This is a genomic window from Flavobacterium sp. GSP27, assembly GCF_003970395.1.
GTDB lineage: Bacteria > Bacteroidota > Bacteroidia > Flavobacteriales > Flavobacteriaceae > Flavobacterium.
The window spans coordinates 1-23,707 of record NZ_RYDP01000012.1 but is presented as its reverse complement, the minus strand read 5'-3'; the positions used below and the strand labels follow the sequence as shown (position 1 = coordinate 23,707).

21 protein-coding genes are annotated in these 23,707 nt (G+C 36.6%); 11 read left to right on the top strand and 10 right to left on the bottom strand.

Annotated elements, in window-relative coordinates; genetic code table 11:
• The first annotated feature begins 40 nt into the window (after nucleotides 1–40).
• The 6 genes from EKM05_RS11050 (at nucleotide 41) to EKM05_RS11025 (ending at nucleotide 6,209) form a co-directional block, all read left to right on the top strand.
• A complete protein-coding gene (locus tag EKM05_RS11050; RefSeq protein ID WP_126555242.1) occupies nucleotides 41–1,354 on the top strand; it encodes an ABC transporter permease in 1,314 nt (437 codons plus the stop codon).
• 52 nt (nucleotides 1,355–1,406) lie between these two features.
• Nucleotides 1,407–2,570: a sigma-54 dependent transcriptional regulator gene (locus EKM05_RS11045; RefSeq protein ID WP_126461194.1), complete on the top strand. Its 1,164-nt coding sequence runs from the start codon at nucleotides 1,407–1,409 to the stop codon at nucleotides 2,568–2,570.
• Nucleotides 2,571–2,658: 88 nt separating this feature from the next.
• Nucleotides 2,659–3,333, top strand: a complete 675-nt coding sequence (locus tag EKM05_RS11040) for a DEAD/DEAH box helicase (protein ID WP_126461191.1) — start codon at nucleotides 2,659–2,661, stop codon at nucleotides 3,331–3,333.
• Between the two features lie 215 nt (nucleotides 3,334–3,548).
• Nucleotides 3,549–4,148 carry a transposase gene (locus EKM05_RS11035; protein ID WP_126555240.1) on the top strand — a complete coding sequence of 200 codons (600 nt, stop codon included), beginning with the start codon at nucleotides 3,549–3,551 and terminating at the stop codon, nucleotides 4,146–4,148.
• Nucleotides 4,149–4,590: 442 nt separating this feature from the next.
• Nucleotides 4,591–4,809 carry a DUF2007 domain-containing protein gene (locus tag EKM05_RS11030; protein ID WP_113633582.1) on the top strand — a complete coding sequence of 73 codons (219 nt, stop codon included), beginning with the start codon at nucleotides 4,591–4,593 and terminating at the stop codon, nucleotides 4,807–4,809.
• Between the two features lie 602 nt (nucleotides 4,810–5,411).
• Nucleotides 5,412–6,209 (top strand): Cof-type HAD-IIB family hydrolase, encoded by a 798-nt coding sequence (locus tag EKM05_RS11025; protein WP_126555236.1) that lies wholly within the window; start codon nucleotides 5,412–5,414, stop codon nucleotides 6,207–6,209.
• Nucleotides 6,210–6,577: 368 nt separating this feature from the next.
• Here the strand turns inward: EKM05_RS11025 and EKM05_RS11020 are convergent, their stop codons facing one another.
• Nucleotides 6,578–6,763 (bottom strand): hypothetical protein, encoded by a 186-nt coding sequence (locus EKM05_RS11020; RefSeq protein ID WP_126555233.1) that lies wholly within the window; start codon nucleotides 6,761–6,763, stop codon nucleotides 6,578–6,580.
• Between the two features lie 130 nt (nucleotides 6,764–6,893).
• Between EKM05_RS11020 and mtaB the strand changes: the two genes are divergently transcribed.
• Complete coding sequence (mtaB, locus tag EKM05_RS11015; RefSeq protein WP_126555231.1) at nucleotides 6,894–8,222, top strand: tRNA (N(6)-L-threonylcarbamoyladenosine(37)-C(2))-methylthiotransferase MtaB; 1,329 nt, start codon at nucleotides 6,894–6,896, stop codon at nucleotides 8,220–8,222.
• 157 nt (nucleotides 8,223–8,379) lie between these two features.
• Here mtaB and EKM05_RS11010 read toward each other — a convergent pair whose 3' ends face one another.
• Together EKM05_RS11010 and EKM05_RS11005 are read right to left on the bottom strand one after the other, a co-directional pair.
• Nucleotides 8,380–9,096 carry a 3-ketoacyl-ACP reductase gene (locus EKM05_RS11010; protein WP_126461175.1) on the bottom strand — a complete coding sequence of 239 codons (717 nt, stop codon included), beginning with the start codon at nucleotides 9,094–9,096 and terminating at the stop codon, nucleotides 8,380–8,382.
• 148 nt (nucleotides 9,097–9,244) lie between these two features.
• Nucleotides 9,245–10,081 carry a hypothetical protein gene (locus EKM05_RS11005; RefSeq protein ID WP_126555229.1) on the bottom strand — a complete coding sequence of 279 codons (837 nt, stop codon included), beginning with the start codon at nucleotides 10,079–10,081 and terminating at the stop codon, nucleotides 9,245–9,247.
• A gap of 172 nt (nucleotides 10,082–10,253) precedes the next feature.
• On the opposite strand from EKM05_RS11005, the gene EKM05_RS14780 reads away from it, so the two are divergent.
• On the top strand, nucleotides 10,254–10,388 hold the full coding sequence (locus EKM05_RS14780; protein ID WP_255416375.1) for a hypothetical protein: 135 nt from the start codon (nucleotides 10,254–10,256) through the stop codon (nucleotides 10,386–10,388).
• A 40-nt stretch (nucleotides 10,389–10,428) separates the two neighbouring features.
• On the opposite strand, the gene EKM05_RS11000 is transcribed toward EKM05_RS14780, so the two are convergent.
• Nucleotides 10,429–10,980 (bottom strand): hypothetical protein, encoded by a 552-nt coding sequence (locus EKM05_RS11000; RefSeq protein WP_126555227.1) that lies wholly within the window; start codon nucleotides 10,978–10,980, stop codon nucleotides 10,429–10,431.
• A gap of 223 nt (nucleotides 10,981–11,203) precedes the next feature.
• Here EKM05_RS11000 and EKM05_RS10995 point away from each other — a divergent pair, with 223 nt between their 5' ends.
• Both EKM05_RS10995 and EKM05_RS10990 read left to right on the top strand, forming a co-directional pair.
• Entirely contained in the window at nucleotides 11,204–12,586 is a 1,383-nt protein-coding gene (locus tag EKM05_RS10995; protein ID WP_126555224.1) for an MATE family efflux transporter, read from the top strand.
• A 27-nt stretch (nucleotides 12,587–12,613) separates the two neighbouring features.
• Nucleotides 12,614–12,841: a hypothetical protein gene (locus EKM05_RS10990; RefSeq protein ID WP_126453696.1), complete on the top strand. Its 228-nt coding sequence runs from the start codon at nucleotides 12,614–12,616 to the stop codon at nucleotides 12,839–12,841.
• Nucleotides 12,842–12,843: 2 nt separating this feature from the next.
• On the opposite strand, the gene meaB is transcribed toward EKM05_RS10990, so the two are convergent.
• Nucleotides 12,844–13,932, bottom strand: a complete 1,089-nt coding sequence (meaB, locus tag EKM05_RS10985; RefSeq protein ID WP_126555221.1) for a methylmalonyl Co-A mutase-associated GTPase MeaB — start codon at nucleotides 13,930–13,932, stop codon at nucleotides 12,844–12,846.
• A 166-nt stretch (nucleotides 13,933–14,098) separates the two neighbouring features.
• Here meaB and EKM05_RS10980 point away from each other — a divergent pair, with 166 nt between their 5' ends.
• On the top strand, nucleotides 14,099–15,013 hold the full coding sequence (locus EKM05_RS10980) for an AEC family transporter (protein ID WP_126453692.1): 915 nt from the start codon (nucleotides 14,099–14,101) through the stop codon (nucleotides 15,011–15,013).
• Between the two features lie 261 nt (nucleotides 15,014–15,274).
• Here the strand turns inward: EKM05_RS10980 and EKM05_RS10975 are convergent, their stop codons facing one another.
• From EKM05_RS10975 to EKM05_RS10955, 5 genes are all read right to left on the bottom strand, one after another.
• Entirely contained in the window at nucleotides 15,275–16,849 is a 1,575-nt protein-coding gene (locus EKM05_RS10975; protein ID WP_126555219.1) for a calcineurin-like phosphoesterase family protein, read from the bottom strand.
• Between the two features lie 25 nt (nucleotides 16,850–16,874).
• Complete coding sequence (locus tag EKM05_RS10970; RefSeq protein ID WP_126555216.1) at nucleotides 16,875–18,305, bottom strand: SusD/RagB family nutrient-binding outer membrane lipoprotein; 1,431 nt, start codon at nucleotides 18,303–18,305, stop codon at nucleotides 16,875–16,877.
• A gap of 14 nt (nucleotides 18,306–18,319) precedes the next feature.
• Entirely contained in the window at nucleotides 18,320–21,769 is a 3,450-nt protein-coding gene (locus EKM05_RS10965) for a SusC/RagA family TonB-linked outer membrane protein (protein WP_126555213.1), read from the bottom strand.
• Nucleotides 21,770–21,858: 89 nt separating this feature from the next.
• Entirely contained in the window at nucleotides 21,859–22,803 is a 945-nt protein-coding gene (locus tag EKM05_RS10960; RefSeq protein WP_126555210.1) for a FecR family protein, read from the bottom strand.
• Between the two features lie 92 nt (nucleotides 22,804–22,895).
• The gene (locus EKM05_RS10955; RefSeq protein WP_126461145.1) at nucleotides 22,896–23,480 is read right to left on the bottom strand and encodes an RNA polymerase sigma factor; all 585 of its coding nucleotides are present in this window, start codon (nucleotides 23,478–23,480) and stop codon (nucleotides 22,896–22,898) included.
• Between the last annotated feature and the right edge of the window lie 227 nt (nucleotides 23,481–23,707).

The window sequence follows — 23,707 nt, the reverse complement described above, 5'->3', positions numbered from 1 at the left end:
AAAAAATCTAAGCAATTTAAAAATTTAAGCAGTCTAAAAAATGAGTATCATTTCATTAATCATAAAAAGAGAATTTATTACTAAAGTGCGTAATAAATCTTTTGTTGTAATGACTTTTTTAAGTCCGTTGTTATTTGTTGGGATAGCAGCATTTATAGGCTATTTAAGTTCCATGAAAGCGGATACCAAACGCATCGCCATTCATGATGAATCAGGTTTGTTCGTTAAAGAATTTATACTTAAAAACAAAAACAGCCAGTACAAATACCTCGATTTATCTCTTGTAGATTTAAAATTTTTGAAAGACAGCATCGCTGACGAGCGCTATGAAGGACTATTATATATTCCAAAGTCAGAACACACAAAGGATTTCGAAAATAAAATACAGTTTATTTCAAACAACAGTCCCAGTATTTCCTTTATAGAAAAAGTTCAGGATGTGATTGCCAATAAATTGACTAAAAACAATTTAGAAAAAGCACATTTAGATACGCTTGCCATAAAAAAAGCCCAGGCCCAAGTCAATATTAGTTTGACAAAAGCATCGGGTGAAGAGAGTGTCAAAGGACTTAACGAAATCAAAATTGGGATTGGTGGCGCATTTGGATACCTCATAATGATGTTCATAATCATCTACGGAAACATGGTGATGCGAAGTGTGATCGAAGAGAAAACCAGCCGAATTGTAGAGATTATTATATCCTCGGTCAAACCGTTTCAACTGATGATGGGCAAAATCATTGGAACTGCGCTAGCCGGATTGCTGCAGTTCCTTATTTGGGCTATCATTGGACTCTCATTAATGTTTGCAGCCTCAGTCTTTTTTGGGGTAAATGTGGGTCCAAGCTCCAGTGTTTCGCCTGAATTGATGCAAGCTGCACAGCAGGAAATGACTGGAACTGCCCAAATGTATATTAAGGAATTATGGAATCTGCCCATTGCAAATATCTTGATTGGATTCGTGATTTATTTCATCGGCGGTTATTTTTTGTACAGTTCGTTTTACGCAGCCATTGGTGCCGCAGTAGACAATCAGACGGACTCACAACAATTCCTTTTACCTATCATTATGCCATTGATGCTGAGTGTTTACGTTGGTTTTTTTACGGTTATCAATGATCCACACGGAACAATTGCCGTTATTTTTTCAATGATTCCGCTTACATCACCAATTGTTATGCTGATGCGAATTCCGTTTGGCGTACCTTTGTGGCAAATCGCCATTTCAGTAACGCTGCTATTTGGCACCTTCTTTTCTGTAGTTTGGTTTGCCGCAAAAATATACCGAATAGGAATACTAATGTATGGCAAGAAACCCACTTGGAGGGAATTATATAAATGGTTGAAATACTAATAGAAGTTTAATCGGTTATTTGGTTAACTGATTAACCCAATAAAGAAAAGAGATGTCAAAAATACTAATCATAGAAGATGAGGCCGCCATTCGAAGAGTACTTACAAAAATACTTTCGGAAGAAAATGATACTTATCAGGTGGAAGAAGCCGAAGATGGTCTTGCAGGTCTTGAAAAAATAAAAAATAACGATTACGATTTGGTTTTGTGCGACATCAAAATGCCTAAAATGGATGGTGTTGAGGTACTGGAAGCTGTAAAAAAAATCAAGCCCGAAATTCCTATGGTGATGATTTCTGGTCATGGCGATATGGAAACGGCTATCAATACAATGCGTTTGGGAGCCTTTGATTACATCTCAAAACCGCCCGATTTAAACCGATTGTTGAATACAGTTCGAAATGCTTTGGACAAAAAACAACTTGTAGTAGAGAACAAATTTCTGAAGAAAAAAGTCAGCAAAAACTACGAAATGATTGGCGAAAGCGACGCCATCAATCACATTAAAGTGATGATTGAGAAAGTAGCCCAAACCGAAGCCAGAGTTTTAATTACGGGACCCAACGGTACCGGAAAAGAACTGGTTGCACATCAATTACATGAAAAAAGTGAGAGAGCTAACTTCCCTTTAATCGAAGTGAATTGTGCGGCTATACCATCGGAATTGATTGAAAGCGAATTATTTGGTCACGTAAAAGGAGCGTTTACCTCCGCAGTGAAAGACCGCGCAGGAAAATTTGAAGCGGCAGATAAAGGCACTATTTTCTTGGATGAAATTGGAGATATGAGTCTTTCGGCGCAAGCTAAAGTATTGCGTGCTTTACAGGAAAGTATGATTACCAGAGTGGGAGCGGACAAAGATATCAAAGTCGATGTTCGTGTAGTCGCGGCAACCAATAAAGATTTAAAAGTCGAAATTGCCGAAGGACGTTTCCGGGAAGATTTATACCATCGTTTGGCCGTGATTTTGATAAAAGTTCCGGGATTGAACGAAAGACGGGATGATATCCCGATGTTGATTGCTCATTTTGCCGAAAAAATTGCTTTGGAGCAAGGAAATGCGGTAAAAAAATTCTCTTCAGCAGCGATTCATTTATTGCAGGATTATGATTGGACAGGAAATATTCGGGAATTACGAAATGTAGTGGAGCGTTTGATTATCCTTGGCGGAAACGAAATTTCTGAGAATGATGTGAAGTTATTCGCATCTAAATAAAATTAATTTAATGATTTAAAAATTTAATGATTAGGCAATAGCTTTAATCTTTTAATTTTTTAATTTTTAATCTTTCAATCTAAAATAAATGAAACTAAAAAAAATAAACCAAGCGTTACAACAAGCCCTGATTGAAAACGGTTTGACTGAGGCCAATGCAATTCAAAAAGAAACATTTTCGACACTAAAAAGTGGTTCGGATTGTATTATTATTGCACCAAAAGGAAGCGGGAAATCAACTACAATCGTGCTAAATGTAATTCAGAGATTGACAGGAGCAACCGAAGAATCGCCAAGGGCTTTGATAATTGTTGAAGACAAAGCGAAAGTATTGGAAATGGAATCCCTATTTGAAAAATATGGGAAGTATTCTAATTTAGAAGTCTATGGTGTTCATGACAAAGGAGATATGGAATACGATAAGAATTATATTTCCAGCGGAATTGACGTGTTGATAGGGACTCCAAATAAACTAAGTGAAATGTTTACTACGGCTGGTTATAATGTAAACCGATTAAAAATGCTTGTTCTTGATGATGCAGATCCAATTTTGAAATTGCGTCATGAGACAAAAATCATGCGTATTTCGAATAGCATTGTCAAAACTCAACGTATTATTTTGTCGGAACAATTCACCGAGCGAATAGAGGTTCTTGCTGAAAAAATGCTGGTGGAGCCTTTTGAATTCGATTTTGATGGAGGAGAGGAAGAGGAAGAGGAGGAAGATTTAGAACCTGAAGTTGGAGATGACTTCCATAGCTAGAAGAAAATAAATAATTTATACTCCTTATGCTCCGCAAAGTTTTTAACTTTGAGGAGGTGTAGTTCAGTCTATGCTCCGCAAAGTTTTTAACTTTGAGGAGGTGTAGTTCAGTCTCAGACTGAAATAATAACAATAGAATAGGCTACATTATTTGCTCCGCAAAATTTTTAATTATGAGGAGATGTGGTTTAGAGTAAGACTGAAATAATAATGATATGAAAGAAGGCTACATTATCCGAGACCAATCAAAACCTCATTTTATTACGGCAACAGTTGTAGATTGGGTAGATGTGTTTTCTAGAAAAAATTACAAAGATTGCATTATTGAAAGCTTGGATTTTTGCATAAAAAACAAAGGGATGATTTTGTATGGATTTGTAATTATGTCCAATCATATTCATTTGATTATTCAATCCGAAGAAAGTAAATTATCTGATTTGATTAGAGATTTCAAAAAGTTTACGGCAAAGACTATTTTGAATAAAATAGAAAACGGACCAGAAAGTCGCGCAGACTGGATGTTAAAACGATTTGAATTTGCTTGTAAAAGTCATACGCGTAATGAAAAATATCAGTTTTGGCAATATGGCAGCCATCCCGAAGAAATCTTTTCTGAAAAATTTATGTGGTCTAAATTAGATTATATCCACATGAACCCAATACGAGCGGGAATAGTTATTAAAGCGTCACATTATTGCTATTCAAGTGCATCAAATTATGTGAATGATGAAGGAATCATAGCAATTACAAAAGTTGACAATCCAATAATAGATGTTTTAAAACCGTCTTCAATAACGAATAATTTTATTTGGTAACGAGGTCAAAATAAAATAGGGAAAACTATTAGATTATAAATATTAAGGTCAGGAGATCTTTAACGCATCCTCAAAGTTGGAAATTTTGCGGGGCTAAGAACAGATATTACATTGAAAATAATAAGGTCAGGAGACCTTTAACGCATCCTCAAAGTTGGAAACTTTGCGGAGCTAAGAACAGATATTACATTGAAAATAATAAGGTCAGGAGACCTTTAACGCATCCTCAAAGTTGGAAATTTTGCGGAGCTAAGAACAGATATTACATTAAAAATAATAAGGTCAGGAGATCTTTAACGCATCCTCAAAGTTGGGAATTTTGCGGAGCTAATCAAAATAAAATAGGGAAACTATTAAATTATAAATAATAAGGTCAGGAGACCTTTAACGCATCCTCAAAGTTGGAAACTTTGCGGAGCTAAACAATTAAATAAAGAGTAAAATGGGATTAATGAAAGTGTTTTCGGGAAGTGAAATTTTAGCAATGGCGTTACAAGAAAAAATCGAAGCGATTGGTGTAAATGTAGTAGTGAAAAACAATATACAATCGGCTCGATTGGGAGGATTTGGAAATTCAGATTTAGCGGTTGAATTGTTTGTTCAGGAAACCGAGTTTGCAAAAGTAAACCCCGTTATTGAAGAATTCAGAATGAGTATTTAAATTAGTATATTTGCTATTCAAATACGGCTATAAGACGGATATAACTGCGAAAAAAAATAGAATTGATGGATTGATTACTTCACATCGATCATGAACGTAAACTGAGAAAATAATAGTGTTTAAATCTGTTTTAGACCAGAAATTTGTTGCTCATACTATAGCTGTTATACAGTTTATAAAGAAGCTGATAGATGAATTTTATCAGAAAAACATACAACTATTGAGGATTTAGAGAAAGAAATGGAGAAATGGTAATATGCAAAAGCCAATTACCATACTTTAGTATAATGAAGCGAAAGCCGATTTAAAATTAATAGTTGAATTGATTAAATTAAAATCTCTTCAAGGAGCGAGAAATGGTATCAGAGATATTGTAATTCAAAGTAAAAATATTCATTTTGTGGAACAATATCAACTTGATGAATTCTTGGGAGAACCATACAGAAGAATGATTATTCTAACGTATAAAATTATTTATAAAATTCATTCTGAAATGAAAATTCGTATTCTTCAAATTTTTGACAATCGTCAGAATTCAATCAAATTGAAAAAGTAATTTGTGAATCCGCAGTAATTGAAACTACTACGTTTAAAAAATAAAAATGAAATATAAAATGTTGGTTTTGGACATGGACGACACATTGTTGAACGATGATCATACCATTTCAGACGAGAATAAAGGGATGTTGGCTAAGGCGCAGGAATTAGGGGTTTATGTTATTCTGGCTTCTGGGCGACCTACACCTGCAATGATTGCCTACGCCAAAGAGCTACAATTGGATAATTCCTACATGATATCCTACAACGGGGCAGTAATTACCGATTTAAAGGAAGATAAAATTATTTTTGAGCAAATGTTGACACAAAAGCAAATCCATGAATTGTACGATTATAGTATAAAAAGTAAGACACATATTATTACCTATATTAATGGTAAAATTGTAAGTGAAACGGATTCTGAATACATAGAAATTGAAAAGGAAATTACCGGTTTAGCCCATAATAAAGTGGTGAGTTTTAAAGAGGAAGTGCAGTCTTCAGCTGTAAAATGTATTTTATTGCAAGAGCCAAGTTATCTTAAAGAAGTAGAAAAAGACCTGAAAATCGCTATGCCGCATCTAAGTGTCAGCATGTCTAAGCCGTTTTTTCTGGAAGTAGCACAAAATGGAATTGATAAAGGAGCCAGTATTGAATTTTTAGCCAAAAAATTAAATATTCTGCAAAGTGAAATTATTGCTGTTGGAAATGCAGGGAATGATTTAACCATGATTGAATATGCTGGATTGGGTATTTGGGTGGATAATGTGGATCCTGAATTAAGACACAGAGGAGATTTTATCGTGGCATCAAATAATAATCATGGAGTGGCTGAGGTGGTAAGACGGTTTATATTGAACTAAGATTTTTTTTAGGAGTTTTACAACTAATATAAAAATCAAGGTATTGTTGTAATCTTTGTAGGAGACCTGTTCGAATTTCTAAAAGCTTTTCTCTTTTTGTCTCAGTTCAGTAGTTTTTGAAGCAATTGCATATTCCTTCTTGTATTGTTTCTGAACGGCGTTAAAAAGCACTTGTAAAAGGTGGTGTCAGAAAAAATTCCTTTTGGGTTGTAAATTTATTTTAGCAATTTTATGCATAGAGTACAGATAAATTAAATTCATACTGAGCAAAATTCACTAAATGGTTTGCTGTATTAGTTTTAATTGCAATAATGGATGCCGTAGCACTTTTGAATTAAAATCCTTGGTAAACAGGAACTCAATATTGCTCATTTGAAACGCAAAATCAGGACTGGAAGCGTTATGAATACTATTGATTTTATATTCCCAATTTGAGTAGCGCTAGATTGAAAATCGGAAAGCTGCATTTGGTACTTATCATGCCATTCAACAATGTTTTGAGCATTTGCTTGAATTGCATTAAAAAGGAATATAATTAAAATTATTTTTTTCATCTTTTGAGTCTAAAGTAGTCTACTTCACGATGCTAGTATATAGAAAATTATTGATTTCATTTTCCAGAATATTGTTCGTAAATTTGCACTCTTAATTTTTTGACAACGATTTCATTAATTGAGTTATCTTATGGAAAACAGAAAAAAAGTTGCTTTTTATACACTAGGTTGTAAACTGAATTTTTCAGAAACGTCAACAATTGCCCGTACCCTGCAAGACGAGGGTTTTGATCGGGTAGGTTTTGAGGAAGTGGCTGATATGTATGTGATTAATACGTGTTCCGTTACGGAAAACGCGGATAAGCAGTTCAAGCAAGTTGTGCGAAAAGCGATGAAATTGAACAATAAAGCCTTTGTAGCGGCGGTGGGTTGTTATGCGCAATTGAAACCGGAAGAATTAGCGGCTGTTGATGGTGTGGATTTAGTTCTTGGTGCTACCGAAAAGTTTAAATTGACCGATTATATCAATGATTTGTCCAAAAATGATTTTGGTGAAGTACACTCCTGCGAGATTTCCGAAGCTGATTTTTATGTGGGAAGTTACTCGATTGGGGATAGAACCCGTGCGTTTTTGAAAGTACAGGACGGTTGTGATTACAAATGTACTTATTGCACAATTCCATTAGCAAGAGGGATTTCCAGAAGTGATGAACTGGAAAATGTATTGAAAAATGCAGCCGAAATTTCGAAACAAAACATCAAGGAAATTGTGCTTACCGGCGTAAATATTGGTGATTACGGAAAAGGGGAATTTGGTAATAAAAAACACGAACATACTTTCCTGGAATTGGTTCGGGAATTAGACAAAGTAGAAGGAATAGAAAGATTGCGAATATCCTCTATTGAACCGAATTTATTGAAAAATGAAACGATTGAATTTGTATCAAAAAGCAGAACTTTTGTGCCGCATTTTCATATTCCGTTGCAGTCTGGAAGCAATGATATTTTGAAATTAATGAAGCGTCGGTACCAACGTGAAATTTATACTGAAAGGGTAAATAAAATTCGGGAAGTGATGCCGCATGCTTGCATTGGCGTGGATGTGATTGTGGGTTTCCCTGGAGAAACAGACGAGCATTTCCTGGAAACCTATCATTTCGTGAATGATATGGATATTTCGTATTTGCACGTTTTTACCTATTCTGAACGTGATAATACTGAGGCAGCAACCATGGCAGGTATTGTTCCTGCTAATGTTCGGGCCAAACGCAGTAAAATGATGCGCAGTTTATCCGTCAAAAAACGCCGTGCTTTTTACGAAAGTCAATTGGGAAGCAATAGAACCGTTTTGTTTGAAAGTGAAAATAAAGAAGGTTATATTCACGGGTTTACGGAAAACTATGTGAAAGTAAAAACCCCCTGGAATCCGGAATTAGTAAATACATTACAAAAAATCAATTTGACAAAAATTGATGAAGACGGTAGTGTCCGAATGGAATTTGTTACAACTTTGGTTTAATTAGTTTTTAAACATATAAGTCATATAAGCAAAAGATTAAAAACCATTAAGGGATTAAGTTCATTAAGTTAAACGCTTAATTTTCTTAATCCCTTAATGCTTTTTTTTTACTAGATATTGGTCATTCGACTTTAAGACTTATGACTTCCGACTACTTTTAAGGATTTGTAGACCAGATACTGCTGTTTTTAATGAAAACGCGTCGGTTAAGTTTGAGTTGTGCGATGATTAACTCTGCCATATCTTCTGCTTGCATGACTTTTTCCGGATTCCCGTCGGTCAGTTTTAAATCTTTGGCCATTTCCGTGGCAACCGTACTTGGGGTTAAGGCCGTTACACGAATATTGTGTTTACGCACTTCCTGCATCAACGATTCCGTTAATCCTAAAACGGCAAATTTTGAGGCACTGTAAGCGCTTGTCAATGCATTGCCACTTAATCCGGCTGTGGAAGAAATGTTGATGATGTCCCCGGTTTGTCTTTCGATCATATTGGGTAAAACGGCGCGAGTTACATAATAGGTTCCCATTAAGTTTACCTGAATGATGCGTTCCCAATCCGTAGGTTCTAATTCTAAAAATTTTCCAAAAGCGGCTATACCGGCATTGTTGATTAGAATATCAATGGTTCCAAATTCAGCCAATGCTTGCTCAACGGCAGCGTTTACCGAGTTGATATCAGCAACATCAGCAGTTATTGCAAGTGCTTTTACGCGCAACGAACGCACTTTTGCCGCTACGCTGTCTATTTCATCCTGTGTTCTGGCAATCAAAATTACATTAACACCTTCTTTGGCTAGGGCCAAAGCGATTGCTTTACCAATTCCTTTTCCTGCGCCGGTGATCAGGGCATTTTTATTTTTTAAATCTGTCATTTGGAGAATTATTTTAGGCCAATAAAAGGCTAAGTTTACTGTAAAAGTAGTCCGTTTTACATTTGAAATCTATTTTGATTTTCTATTTAATCTAAATTTAACGTTCTGTTATTTTGACAGGAACGAACATTTTTTAATCAAATGGACTTTATTTTTTGTCCAATGTCAGTTTGTAAATTTCGGTTTCTAAAACCTCGGTATCTTTGTCTTCACAGAGCAGGAATTCTATTTTTTCTTTTGAATTGGCGTATAAAGTCAACCCCTCGAATTTATGGGTGCTGCTAATTTTTTGTGTGAAATCGATTTTCATGGTTGTCAGGTTGATGCTTCCAATAAGACTTCCTAAAATTTCGCCATCCTCATAAGTAGATTTGGTATCTTCGGCTGTGGCCAAAAAATAAATGCTGTTGTCGACTAAAACGGCATCGGTAAAACTACTTCGTACTCCTTGTATTTTTGGGAGTTTGTAGTTGTTTGAAAGAATAGCGAAATCAGTAGTGAGGTTTTTTCCTTCGATGGTAAAAAGGACATTCTTATTGGCGCTTCCGTTGCCACGATTCACTAAAAACCAACTTTTGCCATTGTAGATGGCACCTTCAATGTTGAAATCTTCGGCTTTTATTTCCCCGAAACTTTGCAGCGCTGCATATAAATTAGTGATATCATTTGTGGCAGTTACTCTTTTATGGCTGGAGTTGATTTGAATTATTTTGTTTCTTTTTTCGGTGGAACCGGAGCCAAAAACATACACGCTGTCTTCAAAATGGGTTATGGCTTCAAAATCAGCTTTGTCTTTTTTTGGCGTGTTCTCTGTAGGATTTTCCAGTAGCGGATAGCGTTTTAAATCCTTGGAATCGATGTGATATTCGTAAAGAAAGCCGCTGTTGTCGCCAATAATCAGTAGCGAATTGTCTTTGTAAACAAGTCCTGATGCGGAACCAATGCCGATAATTTGAAACAGTAATTCGAGTGTGAATTTTTCCATTGTATGTGTTTTGAAAACAACCGCCTAGCCCAGATAATAGTGGAAATCCTTTTATTATTTTCCTTTAAAATAATAAAAGATTGCAACGAATAGCTGGAATATGCTCCTGATATTCATCAGGATTAATCCTTATAGTTTGTTACATTTGAGTTGCAAAGATAAATTATTTGTTATGAAATCTATAAATCCCAATGATTTTAAAGTGATTGGCAAAATGGAGCGAGTTGCAGGATGTGATGCATGCGCACAACAGGTTCGGGTTTTGATTTGTTTGCAAGGCATGGATACATCGTTAAGTGTAGCCTGATTCGGGAAGTTTGCAGTTTTTAACCGAATGCAAAATAACATTATAGTTTGAAACCATAAGCCACACGAACGCCAACTTGTCCTACACCTTCTCCTAGAGTTCCATTGTTATTCACTCTAGGAAAATCAGAATAGTGCTCATATCGCAAAGAGATATCAATGTATTTTGTAGCGTAACCAATACTTGGCGCTACGATTAATGAGGTTTCATTATAACCGTTAGTCACTGCAAAAGCAGCACCGGCTTCTCCCATTACATAAAATTGATCGTCCCATATAAAAGCTTTAAAACCTGCTTTTGCCGGAATAAACCCTAGATCAGATCCGTTAGCTTTACTTACAAATAAGTTGTTGAAACCAGTTGTTACGGTTACAGAATATCGTTTTGATAAATCATATTGTAATCTGGCATCGGCTCCTAAAGTTAATTTGTATGGATCATTTACGGAATATCCACCATTTACACCAACTCCTAAACGGAATCCTTGATCATAGTGCTCTACTTTGGTTGTTTCTTGAGCTTGTACATTATTTGCAAACATCATTACGATGGTACATGCAAATGCGATTTTCATTTTTTCTGTGATTTTCATAATTGTATTTTTTAAATTTATATTCTGTTTTGTAGGTTAAACTGCCCCCAAAACAACATATCAAAAGTAACAGTACCAATGCTGAAAAAGTTATACAATTATTTCGTTTTGTTATAGAATTTATAACTTGCAGCCTGTTTCACTAAAAAAGTAGTGATATATATCAAATAGTAGTGATGCAATTGAAAGCTTCTAATTATATTTGCCATCAAAAAAGCAAAAAGTGAATTTCTCCCAATACTTCAAAGAGTTTTCTTATAATATAAGATTAGCGTATCCCATAATTTTAGGAATGTTGGGACATACCTTAATAGGGATTGTTGACAATTTCATGGTAGGAAAATTAGGGTCTACGGAGCTGGCGGCGGTATCACTGGGAAACAGTTTCATCTTTATTGCGTTATCGATAGGAATAGGATTTTCAACAGCAATTACTCCTTTAGTTGCAGAAGCTGATGCGGAAAAAGAGGAGGATAAAATCCGTTCTATTTTTCACCATGGATTGCTTTTATGTACAGTTCTTGGAGTCGCTTTATTTATTCTGACCGTTTTGTCCAAACAAATTATGTACTTGATGCACCAACCCAAAGAAGTGGCTGACATGGCTGCTCCGTACATTGACTGGGTTGCTTTTTCTTTGATTCCGGTAATAATATACCAAGGATACAAACAATTTGCGGATGGTTTAGCAAAAACTAAATATTCTATGTATGCCATACTTATGGCTAATGTGGTGCATATTTTTTTTAACTATGTTCTTATTTATGGCATTTGGATTTTTCCTAAATTAGGTATTCTTGGGGCGGCTTTAGGAACTGTCATTTCAAGAATTATGATGGTCGTTTTTATGCATTATTTAATAAAAAGAAATGCAGCATTAAAACGATATTTCAAAAATTTCAGTTTCAAGGAAATACGAAAATCAGTGTTAAAAAAAATCATCAATCTTGGGTTGCCTTCAGCCATGCAAATGCTGTTTGAAGTAGCATTGTTTACCGCTGCTATTTGGCTTTCAGGTTCGATTGGAAAAAACAGTCAGGCCGCCAATCAAATAGCCCTCATCCTGTCATCATCAACATTTATGGTCGCTATGGGATTGAGTGTTGCCGCCATGATCCGCGTGAGTCATACCAAGGGAATGAATGATTACAAAGAATTGATTGTTGTAGCCCGTTCTATCTTTTTACTGGCTATAATTTTAGAAACATTTTTTGCCATTATTTTTGTGGCGTTTCATCAATACCTGCCACATTTATTTTTGAATATGTCTGATTCGGCTCAAATGATTGATAATTCTGAAATTATCACTATCACATCAAAATTACTGTTAGTAGCCGCTGTTTTTCAAATTTCAGATGGAATTCAAGTTGTTGTTCTTGGTGCTTTACGTGGCTTGCAAGATGTGAAAATCCCCATGTATATTACCTTTGTGTCCTATTGGGTTATTGGTTTTCCAATTTCCTACTATCTGGGAAACTATACCAATCTAAAAGCAGTTGGAATTTGGATCGGGCTTTTGGCAGGATTGACGGCAGCCGCTTTATTTTTGTATATTCGCTTTGCGAGATTGACAAGAAAGTTGGTAATGCAAAGCGAGAATAAATAAAACAATAAATACTTAACTATTAAATTCATGGAATTACCAAAATTTTTACTGGGCGACAACACCGATTTTCCTGAAGATATTTTTATCATTCATTTGGATTATCCCCGATTTATTATCAATCTGAAAGATGATGAAGTCGAATTTATCGAAGAAGCCGAAGATCTGGATGAAGGCGAACTAAATGCAGAAATGGAAGGATTAATTGTTCTTGCCAATGAGTTTTACGATAGAGAAATCAAACTTTACGAGGAGTAAATCTATTTTTTAAAATAGGTTTCTAATAATTTTTGAGCGGCTGCAAAGGGTGAAATTTCATCATTTTGCACCGCTTTTTTAGTTGCATTCATTGATGCTTGAATTTCCGGATTATTGTAAAAATTAGTTTTTAATTGTTCGTTGATGGTTTCTAACATCCAATATTGGTTTTGTTCTTTCCGTTTTTCAAAGAAATAATTATTGACTTTAGTAAGTTCCAGAAATTTATGAATGGTTTCCCAAACTTCCGCGATTCCTTCGTGACTTATGGAGCTACAGGTAGAAGTGGTAGGGATCCAGCCTGATTTTTTAGCCGGAAAAAGATGTAGAGCTCTCTTGAATTCCAGTTTGGCTAATTGAGCTTTTCGGATATTGTCTCCATCGGCTTTATTAATTACGATAGCATCAGCCATTTCCATAATACCGCGTTTTATTCCTTGTAAATCATCACCAGCCCCGGTAATTTTTAACAACAAAAAGAAATCTACCATGCTGTGTACTGCGGTTTCACTTTGACCAACACCCACCGTTTCGATCAATATAGTGTCAAAACCGCAGGCTTCACAAAGCGTGATGGTTTCCCTGGTTTTTCGGGCTACTCCACCTAGGGTTTCCCCAGAAGCAGATGGTCTGATGTATGCATTTTTGTCTTTAACCAATTCCTCCATTCGGGTTTTATCACCTAAAATACTTCCGTGCGAAATGGTACTGCTCGGATCTACTGCCAAAACAGCTACTTTCTTTCCTAAACTGGTCAAGTGCAAACCAAAGGCTTCAATAAAAGTGCTTTTTCCTACTCCGGGAACCCCTGTTATTCCTATTCTGACGGATTTATTGGCGTGAGGCAAACAAGCATTTATGACTTCATTGGCTTTCGCTAAATGGTTGGTGTTTGTACTTTCTACTAACGTAATGGCACGACTCAAAGCTGTGATATTTCCCGCTAATATACCGCTAAAGAGTTCGTTAGATGAAGGCTGTATTTTTCTAAATTGCTGGATATGTTCCACCGCTGCAGCACTGATAGCTTCAGGAGAAGAAACCCCAGGTTTTTCGTTAAGGGCAGAATGAAGTAGTTTTTTATTTGACAAAGCAGCTTTTTTTAAAAGTAAAATTAATAAAAAAGGATGGTGAATGAATGGTGATTTGCATAAAATATCAAATTGATCGTGATCAGGCTTTTGATGCACAGCTAAATCAATAATTTTATTTTTTGAATTGAGTTTATAAAGGATTTGTCAATATCTTTGCACCATTATGAATAATTTTATCTTGATTTTTGTTTTTTTATTCCTCGGTATTGTGCTGCAAAATATAAAAGCATTCCCTGTTATTAGTGTTTACAAGCTGTTAAATAAGCTTGTTATTTATATTTGCCTTCCGGCTCTGGCCTTGTATTATATTCCAAAAATAGACTGGAGTCCTGAATTGTTATTCCCTATTGGGGTAGCCTGGATTGGATTTGTAGTTTCCTATTTGTTTTTTAGTTTTTTAGGAAACAAATTTGGCTGGTCTAAGAAACTCACTGGGTGTTTAATTATCACGGCTGGTTTAGGGAACACATCTTTTTTAGGTTTTCCAATAATTGAAGCATTATACGGTGAAGAAGGTTTGAAAACGGCTATTTTAGTAGATCAGCCCGGTTCTTTTGTAGTGCTTTCGACCTTAGGGATTCTGGTGGCAACAGTATACTCTACCGGAAGTCCAAATGGTGTTCAAATTGCCAAGAAGATTCTGTTTTTTCCACCTTTTATAACTTTTTTAGTAGCCTGTTTGATGAATGTTTGTAATGTGGATTTCCATGAGTACATCCAAGTTTTATTTCAAAAAATGGGAAGTGCAGTAACTCCTTTGGCTTTGCTATCGGTTGGTTTGCAATTGCGTTTTGAACGGAAAAGCCAGCACTGGAAGTTTTTAGGACTGGGCCTTTTGTATAAATTAATTTTGACCCCGGCTCTTATTTATGTGTTGTATGTGTTGATTTTGCAGCAGCATTCTAAAATTATTCAAGTTGCTATTTTAGAGTCGGCTATGGCCCCAATGATTACAGCTTGTATTTTAGCTTCTACGCACGGTTTAAAACCTCGATTGAGCAGTATGATGATTGGTTTTGGAATACCACTATCTTTTATCACGTTGTTGTTTTGGTATTTTTTGGTTCAATTGGTGTAATTTCTCGGTTGCTAAAGAAAAACGATAAACTAGCTTCACTTACTTCATTCCAATATCGGAAAGGATGGTGATACGTTGGTATAGGACTATGATTTCAGACTGTTTTGAAAGAAAAAAGTTGATTTTAGTTTGAAATCCAGAAAAAGGAATGTGCCGTACTGTTATATGGGTGCAGCGTACTCCTATTTATTTTGAATAAAAAAAAGCTCGCTTGGATTAAAATCTTTAGCGAGCCTTTTAAAAAATAAAAAACAAACAAACTTATTTTTGATTCTCCAAGCGGTAGGAAGTTGTTTCAGTGTAGGTTTTTCCAAATTGATCTGTGGCTTTAATCTCGATCGTATGTACGCCTATTTCCAGATTCGTAGGAATTTTTCCTTTCCAAAGATGTTTGCTTTCTATAGGATTAGACGAGCGTCTACCAGGAATTAATTCTTCGGTTAGATCCCATTCATAAACCTCAGTGGCATACGAAGGATCTATTTCCTTTACATAGTCCATTGCTTTCCATTCGCCTTGGTCTACACGGTATTCGAGGCTGTCGTTTTTACTTCCCATAAAGAAATTCACATAAATTCCGGATCGGGTAGGACGGCCTTTTTCCACTACTTTGGGTGCAAAAACTTCCATTTGATAGGTTTTAGGTTTGCCCGCCACTTTATAATCCAGACTGTATTTATTTCCTTTAAAATTAATAAAGGCATATCCTTTTGGTGTTCCATCACGCATGGTCGAAACCGGAACGCCTTCAGAATTCAGTTTTCCGGAATACCAATCTCCGGAAGTGGTTCCAACATTGTAATGATGGTGTGGTTTTTCCTGTAACCAGCCATCGGTTTTGTCAAAGTAATCCTGGCGTTGAATGTGGGTATGGGCAGAAAGAGAAAGTGTGTTTGGGAAATCTTTTAAAAGCTCGAATAACTGATCCCGATCTGCATCTCTGAAAGTATCTTCATCGGTAGGCTCACTTATTGGAATATGAAAAGCCAGCACTATTAAATGTTCTTTTGAAACCAATTTCAAATCATTGGCTATAAACTGCAACTGTTTTGGTGTAAAACCGCCCCAATATCCTTTTTGATTTCGGGGATCAGGATAGAGCACATTATCCATGACGATAAAATGGACTTTACCATAATTGAAGGCATAATTTGCTGGGCCAAAATGGGCTTCGTAGGTTTCATCGGCCATTTCATCTGTGGTGGCATCAAAATTAAGATCGTGATTTCCCAATAAATTGTACCACGGAATCCCCGCTTTTTGTACCGCTTTAATGTAAGGATTAAAAAGAGCAAGGTCATTTCCTACTAGATCTCCTAGGCTCAATCCGAAAGGAACATTTTTAATTCCTTCTACTTCGGCTACAATCCCTTTGGCAAAAAAGTCAACTTCAGCCTGGGTATAAGGTTGCGGATCACCAAAAATAAGAGCTGTGAACTCTTGATTTTCCTGTTGGGGAACCAAACCAAAATCGATTGATTTAGGCAATTTTCCCGTGGGGTCTACTCCTTTGAATTTTAATTGAGGAGAGCCATTGGGTTTGTGATTGTAAAAAAACTGAGGCAGATTATTTTCATCCACGCCTACTTTATAATTGGTGGGTTTAATTACGGCTATAATTGCATCGTCGCTAATAGGCAGGATGTATTTACCTTTTTCATCGGTAAGGACCACTTCCAGACCATTGGTTACGGAAACATTAGCAATTCCTTTTTCATTTCGTTCTTTTTTGCCGTTCTGATTGTGGTCTTCAAAAACACAACCTTGAACGTTGGTTTGTGCCATAATTCCTATTGAAAACAGCAAGGCACAAATGGAGAATGTTGATTTTTTCATTGTTTATTTATTTTAAATTAAGATTTTATTTGTCCCACCAAACTTTAGTGTTAATATCATCTGTACCCAACATTTCAACTGCTTTGAGGTAATTTTGCTGGTTGTTGATTTGAATGCTCGTTGGATAATAAAAACGGGAAGGCATAATTCCATTATTTTCCATGGCAGTCGTTTTTGGAAGAATTGGGAATCCAGTTCTGCGGTATTCAAACCACTGTTGGTAATCGATAAAATAAAGGGCATAATATTTTTGAAGCATGATTTTTTCTAAAGTACCATCATAAGCTGCTAATGAATTATTAAAATAAGTACTGGGTATTGTGGCTCCCAATTGCTCCATGGCGGCCTGAACTCCTTTTTTATAATGCGTTTCGGCATCCGTGGTGAATCCTCTTTGCGCCATTTCGGCTTTTATAAAGGCTACTTCGGCATACGTCATCAAGAAAATATTCATGGGATTGGTTATCTGAGTTGCATTAAACGTAGAAGCATTGTAAGCAAACTGAGATTCAGCTCCTGCATAGGCACTGGGAATTCCTTTGTAGCCTATGGAAACATTGTTCAAGTCTCTTGCAACACCAGCAATAACAGGTCTTCGGGGATCGGCCATGGTGTTTAGATTGTCTATAAAAAAAGAGGCTATTTTTACGTTTAAACTAAAATCCTGCGGTCTTCCCCAAGGAGAAACATTAGGGGTTACCCCAGTTACTTTCAGGATGGCAGATTCGGATGTGTTTTCAAAAACAGGGTATTGTGTTGGATTTTGAATCATCGTTGCCAACTTTTGAAAAGAATTGGTTTCGGTACGGTTGGATATTCTCAACAACAAACGCATTTGAAGGGAATTAGTGAATTTTCTCCATTTCGTGACATTGTTTTGAAAGAGGATGTCACTGGCATAAATCATAGGTGTAGCGGAATTATAAAGGGCATTTGCTCGTTCTAAATCGGCTAAAATAGTGGTGTAAATTAATTCCTGAGAATCAAATGCGGGATAAAGGTTGCCTTCCTCACCGTTTACAGCTTCGGTCATGGGAACCGGTCCAAAAATATCCGTAAGATTGGCATACACCCAAGCATTTAGAGTCAGTGCAATGGCTTCATAATTGCGATCTTCTGCCCGTATCGCCGCAGTTTTCATTTCCTTGATATTATTGAGCCATTTGTAGTAATTAGCCCAGGACGAATACCCTATTTCCTGACTTAAATCATAACGGTGAAGCCCTCCGGAAACGCTGGGAAAGGGGAGCGATACCTGCATCAAATCGAACGTGACACCCGCACTTCTAGTCGCGTTGTGTGTAGCCAGACCATAAATAATAGGATTAATTAATGTTCCCGGACTTATCTGGGCAATCCGGTTAGGGTCTTCATTGAGCTCGCTAAAATCGCCCGTGCAAGCAAAGTTTAGCAGTATTAGAACTAAAGTTGCAGTAAAAATTTGTATCTTTTTCATCTTTAAATAATAGTTTAGAAATTCACTTTTAAATTAAAACCATAGGTAGCAGGAGTGGGCATTTGACCCATTTCGATACCGGGTAAAATAGTATCTCCATTTAAGGCTGCCGTTTCCGGATCGAAAATAGGAAAGTCAGAAAGAACCGCTAAGTCTCGACCAAAAACCGATACATCTAAACTTGTAATGCCGGTATTCTTAAGCCATATTGGAGAGAAACTGTATTGCAGACTTACTTCTCTCAATTTTACATAAGAAGCTTCAAAAGAGTTGGACTCGACATTGGCTCTGCGGTAATACCTGGCGTACCAGTCCGGAGTCAGTGCCTCAGTAGTGTTTTGAGAATACGTACCATCGGAATTTAATACTACTCCTTCGCCTACAATCACTCCTTCTTCGCGTCCTTTTATGGTAGATCTGATTTTACCCATTTCAGATAGTTTATGATGGGTTTGGGAATAGATGATACCGCCAAGTTGACCACCCAACATGACATTTAAACCTATGTTTCCAAATTTAAAACTGTTGTATAATCCGGCTCTCCAATCCGGAGTGGCATCGCCTATGTATTGAATTTCATCCGGATAGGCCGGTAAACCCGCATTGTCATATACAATCTGACCGTCAGGAGATCGTACAAAACCGTAGCCGTATATTGCGGTTGTTGTCCCACCCTCTTTGGCAATCAATGTGGCTGAACCTCCTGAACCAATAGTTTGTTGTCCCTGAATACCATCGGCAAGTTCCATGACGCGATTCCAGTTTTTAGACCAAGTTAAAGTGGTTGACCACTTAAATTTATCCATATTGACAATTTTTCCGGTTAGGGTGAGTTCAACTCCTCGATTTCGAACTTCGCCAGAATTCATGATGCCGGAACTGAATCCCGTTGTGATGTCTAAGGGAACAGAAATAATTTGGTTTTTAGTTGTTGTCTGATAGACCGTCGCGTCAAAATTGATTCTGTTTTTGAATAATCGCCCTTCAAAACCGGTTTCGATACTGGTGGTGATTTCCGGTTTAAAATTGGCATTATACAAGGTTGATGGCGCTACTGCTGAACTTGCAAAGGCAGATTGATCGTAGTATTTACTGGTTCTATACGGATCAGTATCATTACCCACTTGGGCAAGAGACAATCGGTATTTAAAATATTCCAGTGATTTGGGTAAGTTGAATATTTCAGAAAGAATAAAACTGGTATTTACAGAAGGGTAAAAGAAAGAATTGTTTTGTACTGGTAAAGTACTGGACCAGTCGTTTCTGCCCGTAACATCTAAGAAAATCTGATCTTTAAAAGAAAGGGAGAACAGTCCGTACAAGCTATTGACTTTTTTATAACTGTCATTTACACTTATGATTGGATTGCTGATCCCATTTGCCAATTTATAAACATCAGGAACTACTAAGCCTTCGACAGCAGCATCCATTCTTTGGTATTTATAGCTCATCGCATTTCCACCTGCTGACGCAGAAAAGGAAAAATCGTTTGACAGCTTATTCTTGTAAGTCAATAAAAAATCAGAATTTACTTCCTGCATAAATACATCCTGTGTTCTAAAAAATCCTTTAGCATACCGATTGATACTGTAGGGCCTTTTTTGCTCCCGATCCTGATGGTAGGTGTTTAAAGCAGTTCTCAATAAAAGATCTAAATTGGGAGCCAACTGGATTGTGGCGTTCAGATTTCCCACGATTTGGTTACTCGCTAAGGAATTTGTAGCTTCATTGGCAATTAAATAGGGATTATCAATATAACTACTGAAGGGTTGCAGCTGTTGGATTTGGTTTTGACCTTGTCTCCAAATAGGGCGGTACCAATCGAGATCTACATTTGGATTTTGGAAAATCGTAAAGTAGGCGATAGAGCCATTATTGTAACCGGTACTCGGTAAATTGTCACTGTCTCTGTTGTTGTAATTGATCACCGAAGCAATTTTAATTTTATCCGATATTTTATAATCCGCATTCACAGAGGCTGTTATTCTTTCAAATCCGGTATTAGGCATGATCCATTCATTTTTAGAATGACCAATAGACATTCTCATGGAACCATTTTTGTCCCCGCCTTGAAGCGTGAGGTTGTTGTTTATAGTAATTCCGGTACGCCAGAAATCTTTAATATTATTCTTGTAGGGAATCCAAGGTGTTCTTTCGGTTCCTTGAGTCTGCGTTACGGGATCGTATTGAAAATAGGATTGTCCGTCAAATTTTGGTCCCCAGGCGCTACTGGTGGAACCCGTATTGTTTCCATCGGCAGAACTTAAATAGGAATAATACGGATTTCCATTTCGATCAAATGATTTTCCGGTACCCTGACCATATTCATATTGGTAATCTGGCCAACGTTGAATGACGTCAAAAGTGACTCCTGTATTATAGCTAATCCCAAGGCCTTTGTTCTTTTTACCGGATTTGGTAGTGATAATTAACGCACCATTTGCGGCACGACTTCCATAAAGTGCAGTGGCTCCGGGTCCTTTTAAGACTGTTACGTTTTCGATATCATCAAGGTTAAGGTCTGAAATACCGTTACCAAAATCAACTGGAGAATCGCGGCCCATATACGCACTGTCAGATCCTGAGCTGGTTATTTTACTGTTTAGGGGAACACCATCTACAATAATTAAGGCATTATTCCCATTGGGATTCAACGAATTATTTCCTCTTAAGGTAATTTGTTGGGAATTTAGAGGCCCGGATCCTGAGGAAACGATATTTAAACCGGCCACTTTTCCTTTTAGGCCTGAAGACCAGTTATTTGGAGCGGTTTGTGCCAGATTATCGGCATTGATAGTTTGTTGCGAAAAACCCAATTGTTTTTCCTGTCTTTTAATTCCTAAAGCAGTTACCACAACCTCGTTCAGCGCATTAGTGTTCGCTGTTAAGCGGATTACCAGTGGCGCAGAATTATTTGCGGATACTTCTTTGTTATCAAAACCCATATAGGAAACTACTAAAATCGCATTAGCCGTGGAGGTGGTCAGACTAAATTTTCCGTCAAAATCAGTTGTGGTGCTGTTTGTAGTTCCTTTTTCTAAAACGCTTGCTCCAGGTAAAGGCAAGCCTTGAGAATCATTTACTGTGCCGCGGGTGAGCTGCTGGATTGAAGGAGATTTGGTTACAGAAATGGTATTGTTGATGCGGCGAAATTGAAAGCCAGTTTGGGCGGTAATTTTATTTAAAATAGTATGTATGCTTTCCTTGTTTACCACTAAAGTCAAACGTTGTTTTGAAGAGGCGATTGCTTCGTCAAAAACAAAGGTGTAAGGAGTCTTTTTTTCTAAGATATCAAAGACTTCCCTGATTTGGATTTCTTTGATGTCGATAGAGAAATTTTTCTCCTCGGTAGTTATAGTTGTATAAGGCATTGCAGCCATTGCAGAAAATATGAAGAGGAAACTGAACAGGTACAGGTATTTTTTTAATTTTAGGGAAAAAAGAAATTGGATTTTCAAATTCATTTTAATAGGTTTTAAATATTTATTTTGTTTTAATGGGATCTCAATTCGAATGCCACTTAAGTATTGGTTTTAATAGCGAATTCCAGCATTTACTTCTTTGGTTTTTCTCGTATAAAAATGGTGTTTTGGTTTTGAACGTGAATTTCTAATTGTTTTACCTCGGCAATACTGTTGAGGATAGTAGTGATATTTTCGTTTTTAAATTTTCCGGTAATCCGAAGTTCCTCTAATTCCGGATGCTCAAAAAGAATGGTCACATTAAATTTATTTTTCAAAATTGCGGCTGTTTCGCCAAGGCTTGTATTTTCGAGTACTATAATATTTTTAGTCCAAGCCAAGAAATCTTCCCGGGTATTGTTTGTGAGCAGTGGAAGCTGTGATGTATGAAAACGCAGTTGTTGATTTTTAGTTAGCAATACGTTGTGATTGGGATTTTCTTTAGAATTCACGGTTACTTTTCCGGATAGCACACGGATGGTATTGGGGTAATTTTCATACGCGCTAATGGTAAAAGAAGTTCCTAAAACTTTGATTTTGAATTGAGGGGTTTCTACTGTAAAAGGACTTTTTGGATTGCGAACTACTTTGAAATAAGCTTCTCCTTTAAGGTCTAGTTTTCGGTTGTTTTTGAAATTGGTTGCGTAAGTAACGCTGCTGTTGCCATTTAAAACCAGCTGACTGCCATCAGGCAAAAAGAGTGTTTTTATTTCCCCTTTGGTAGCGGATTGTGTGATGCGATTTGTACTGGTAGATTGGGTTATTACGAAAGAAATTCCGATAAAAAGAAGTGCAATGGCAGCTATTTTGCCTATATTCGAATAGCGTTTTTGCAGCTTTCCTTTGGGCTTGTTAATGGTAGTATTTATTTTATGCAGGATTGCATTTCTTTTCTCTTGGGTTAAAGAAAAGATTATGATGTTTTGTTCTTTCTCTGTTTGTTTAAAGAAGAAGGTTTCTACAGCCTCTTTTTCGGATAGCGTGCATTTATTTTGAACATATTTTTGGGCTAATGTGAGGAAGTCTTCTTTTTGCAAAACGGGTCTTTTTACTATAAGTACCCGCTGGTATTGTTTTTACGTAGTGGGAAATTCAGTCTTAAAGATTTGGTAACAGAAGTGGGCGTGGATTAACATTGCAGCAACATTCCCGTAATAAAAATCGAGAATTGGCAGGGGTCAATCTTCATTTTAAGCAATTTCAATCCATCACTGATGTGCTTTTCTACGGTGCGGACTGAAATGTTTAATTTTTGGGCAATTTCAATATTGGTGTAATGTTCCAATCGGCTCAGGATTATGACTTCTTGGCTTCTGGGAGGGAGTTTCTTTATTTGCTTAAAAATTTCGGATTCAAATTCTTGGTATACTAAATGCTTGTCGGTTCCGGAAGGATTCGGGATGTTTTGAAGTATTTCAAGATGCCCGGAATCAAATTTTAAATCCCGAATGTGATTGGCAACTTTGTATTTGACGGCTCGGAGTAAATAACCTTCTAAATTTTCAATAAATGTATTGGCTGATTTTTCCCAGAGACTAATAAATATTTCCTGAACAATATCTTCGCAAATGGCTTCCTCTTTGTAGATTTTAAAAGCATAGGTATACAATCTTTTCCAATAACGGTCAAATAAGATGCCAAAGGCAAGCTGATCCTGGTGCTGCAATCTTGTTTGTAATTCCGTATCGGATAATAGCAGTAGTGTTGTTTTCATGCTGTAGTAGTTGCTACAAATGAAATCAATTTTAACAAGCTGGGATTCGAAAGGAGTTTAAGCTATGGTTAACGAATGCCGATGATTTATCCCCAACGGTGTTAAACATTTTTTTTTCTGGTTATTAAAAAGAAAAACGGCGCTGAAATAAGAGGGCACTGAAAAAGTCTTTTTAAAAATTAATTGTTAATAAAAAGGAGTAGAAAACTATAGTTTTTTGCTCCTTT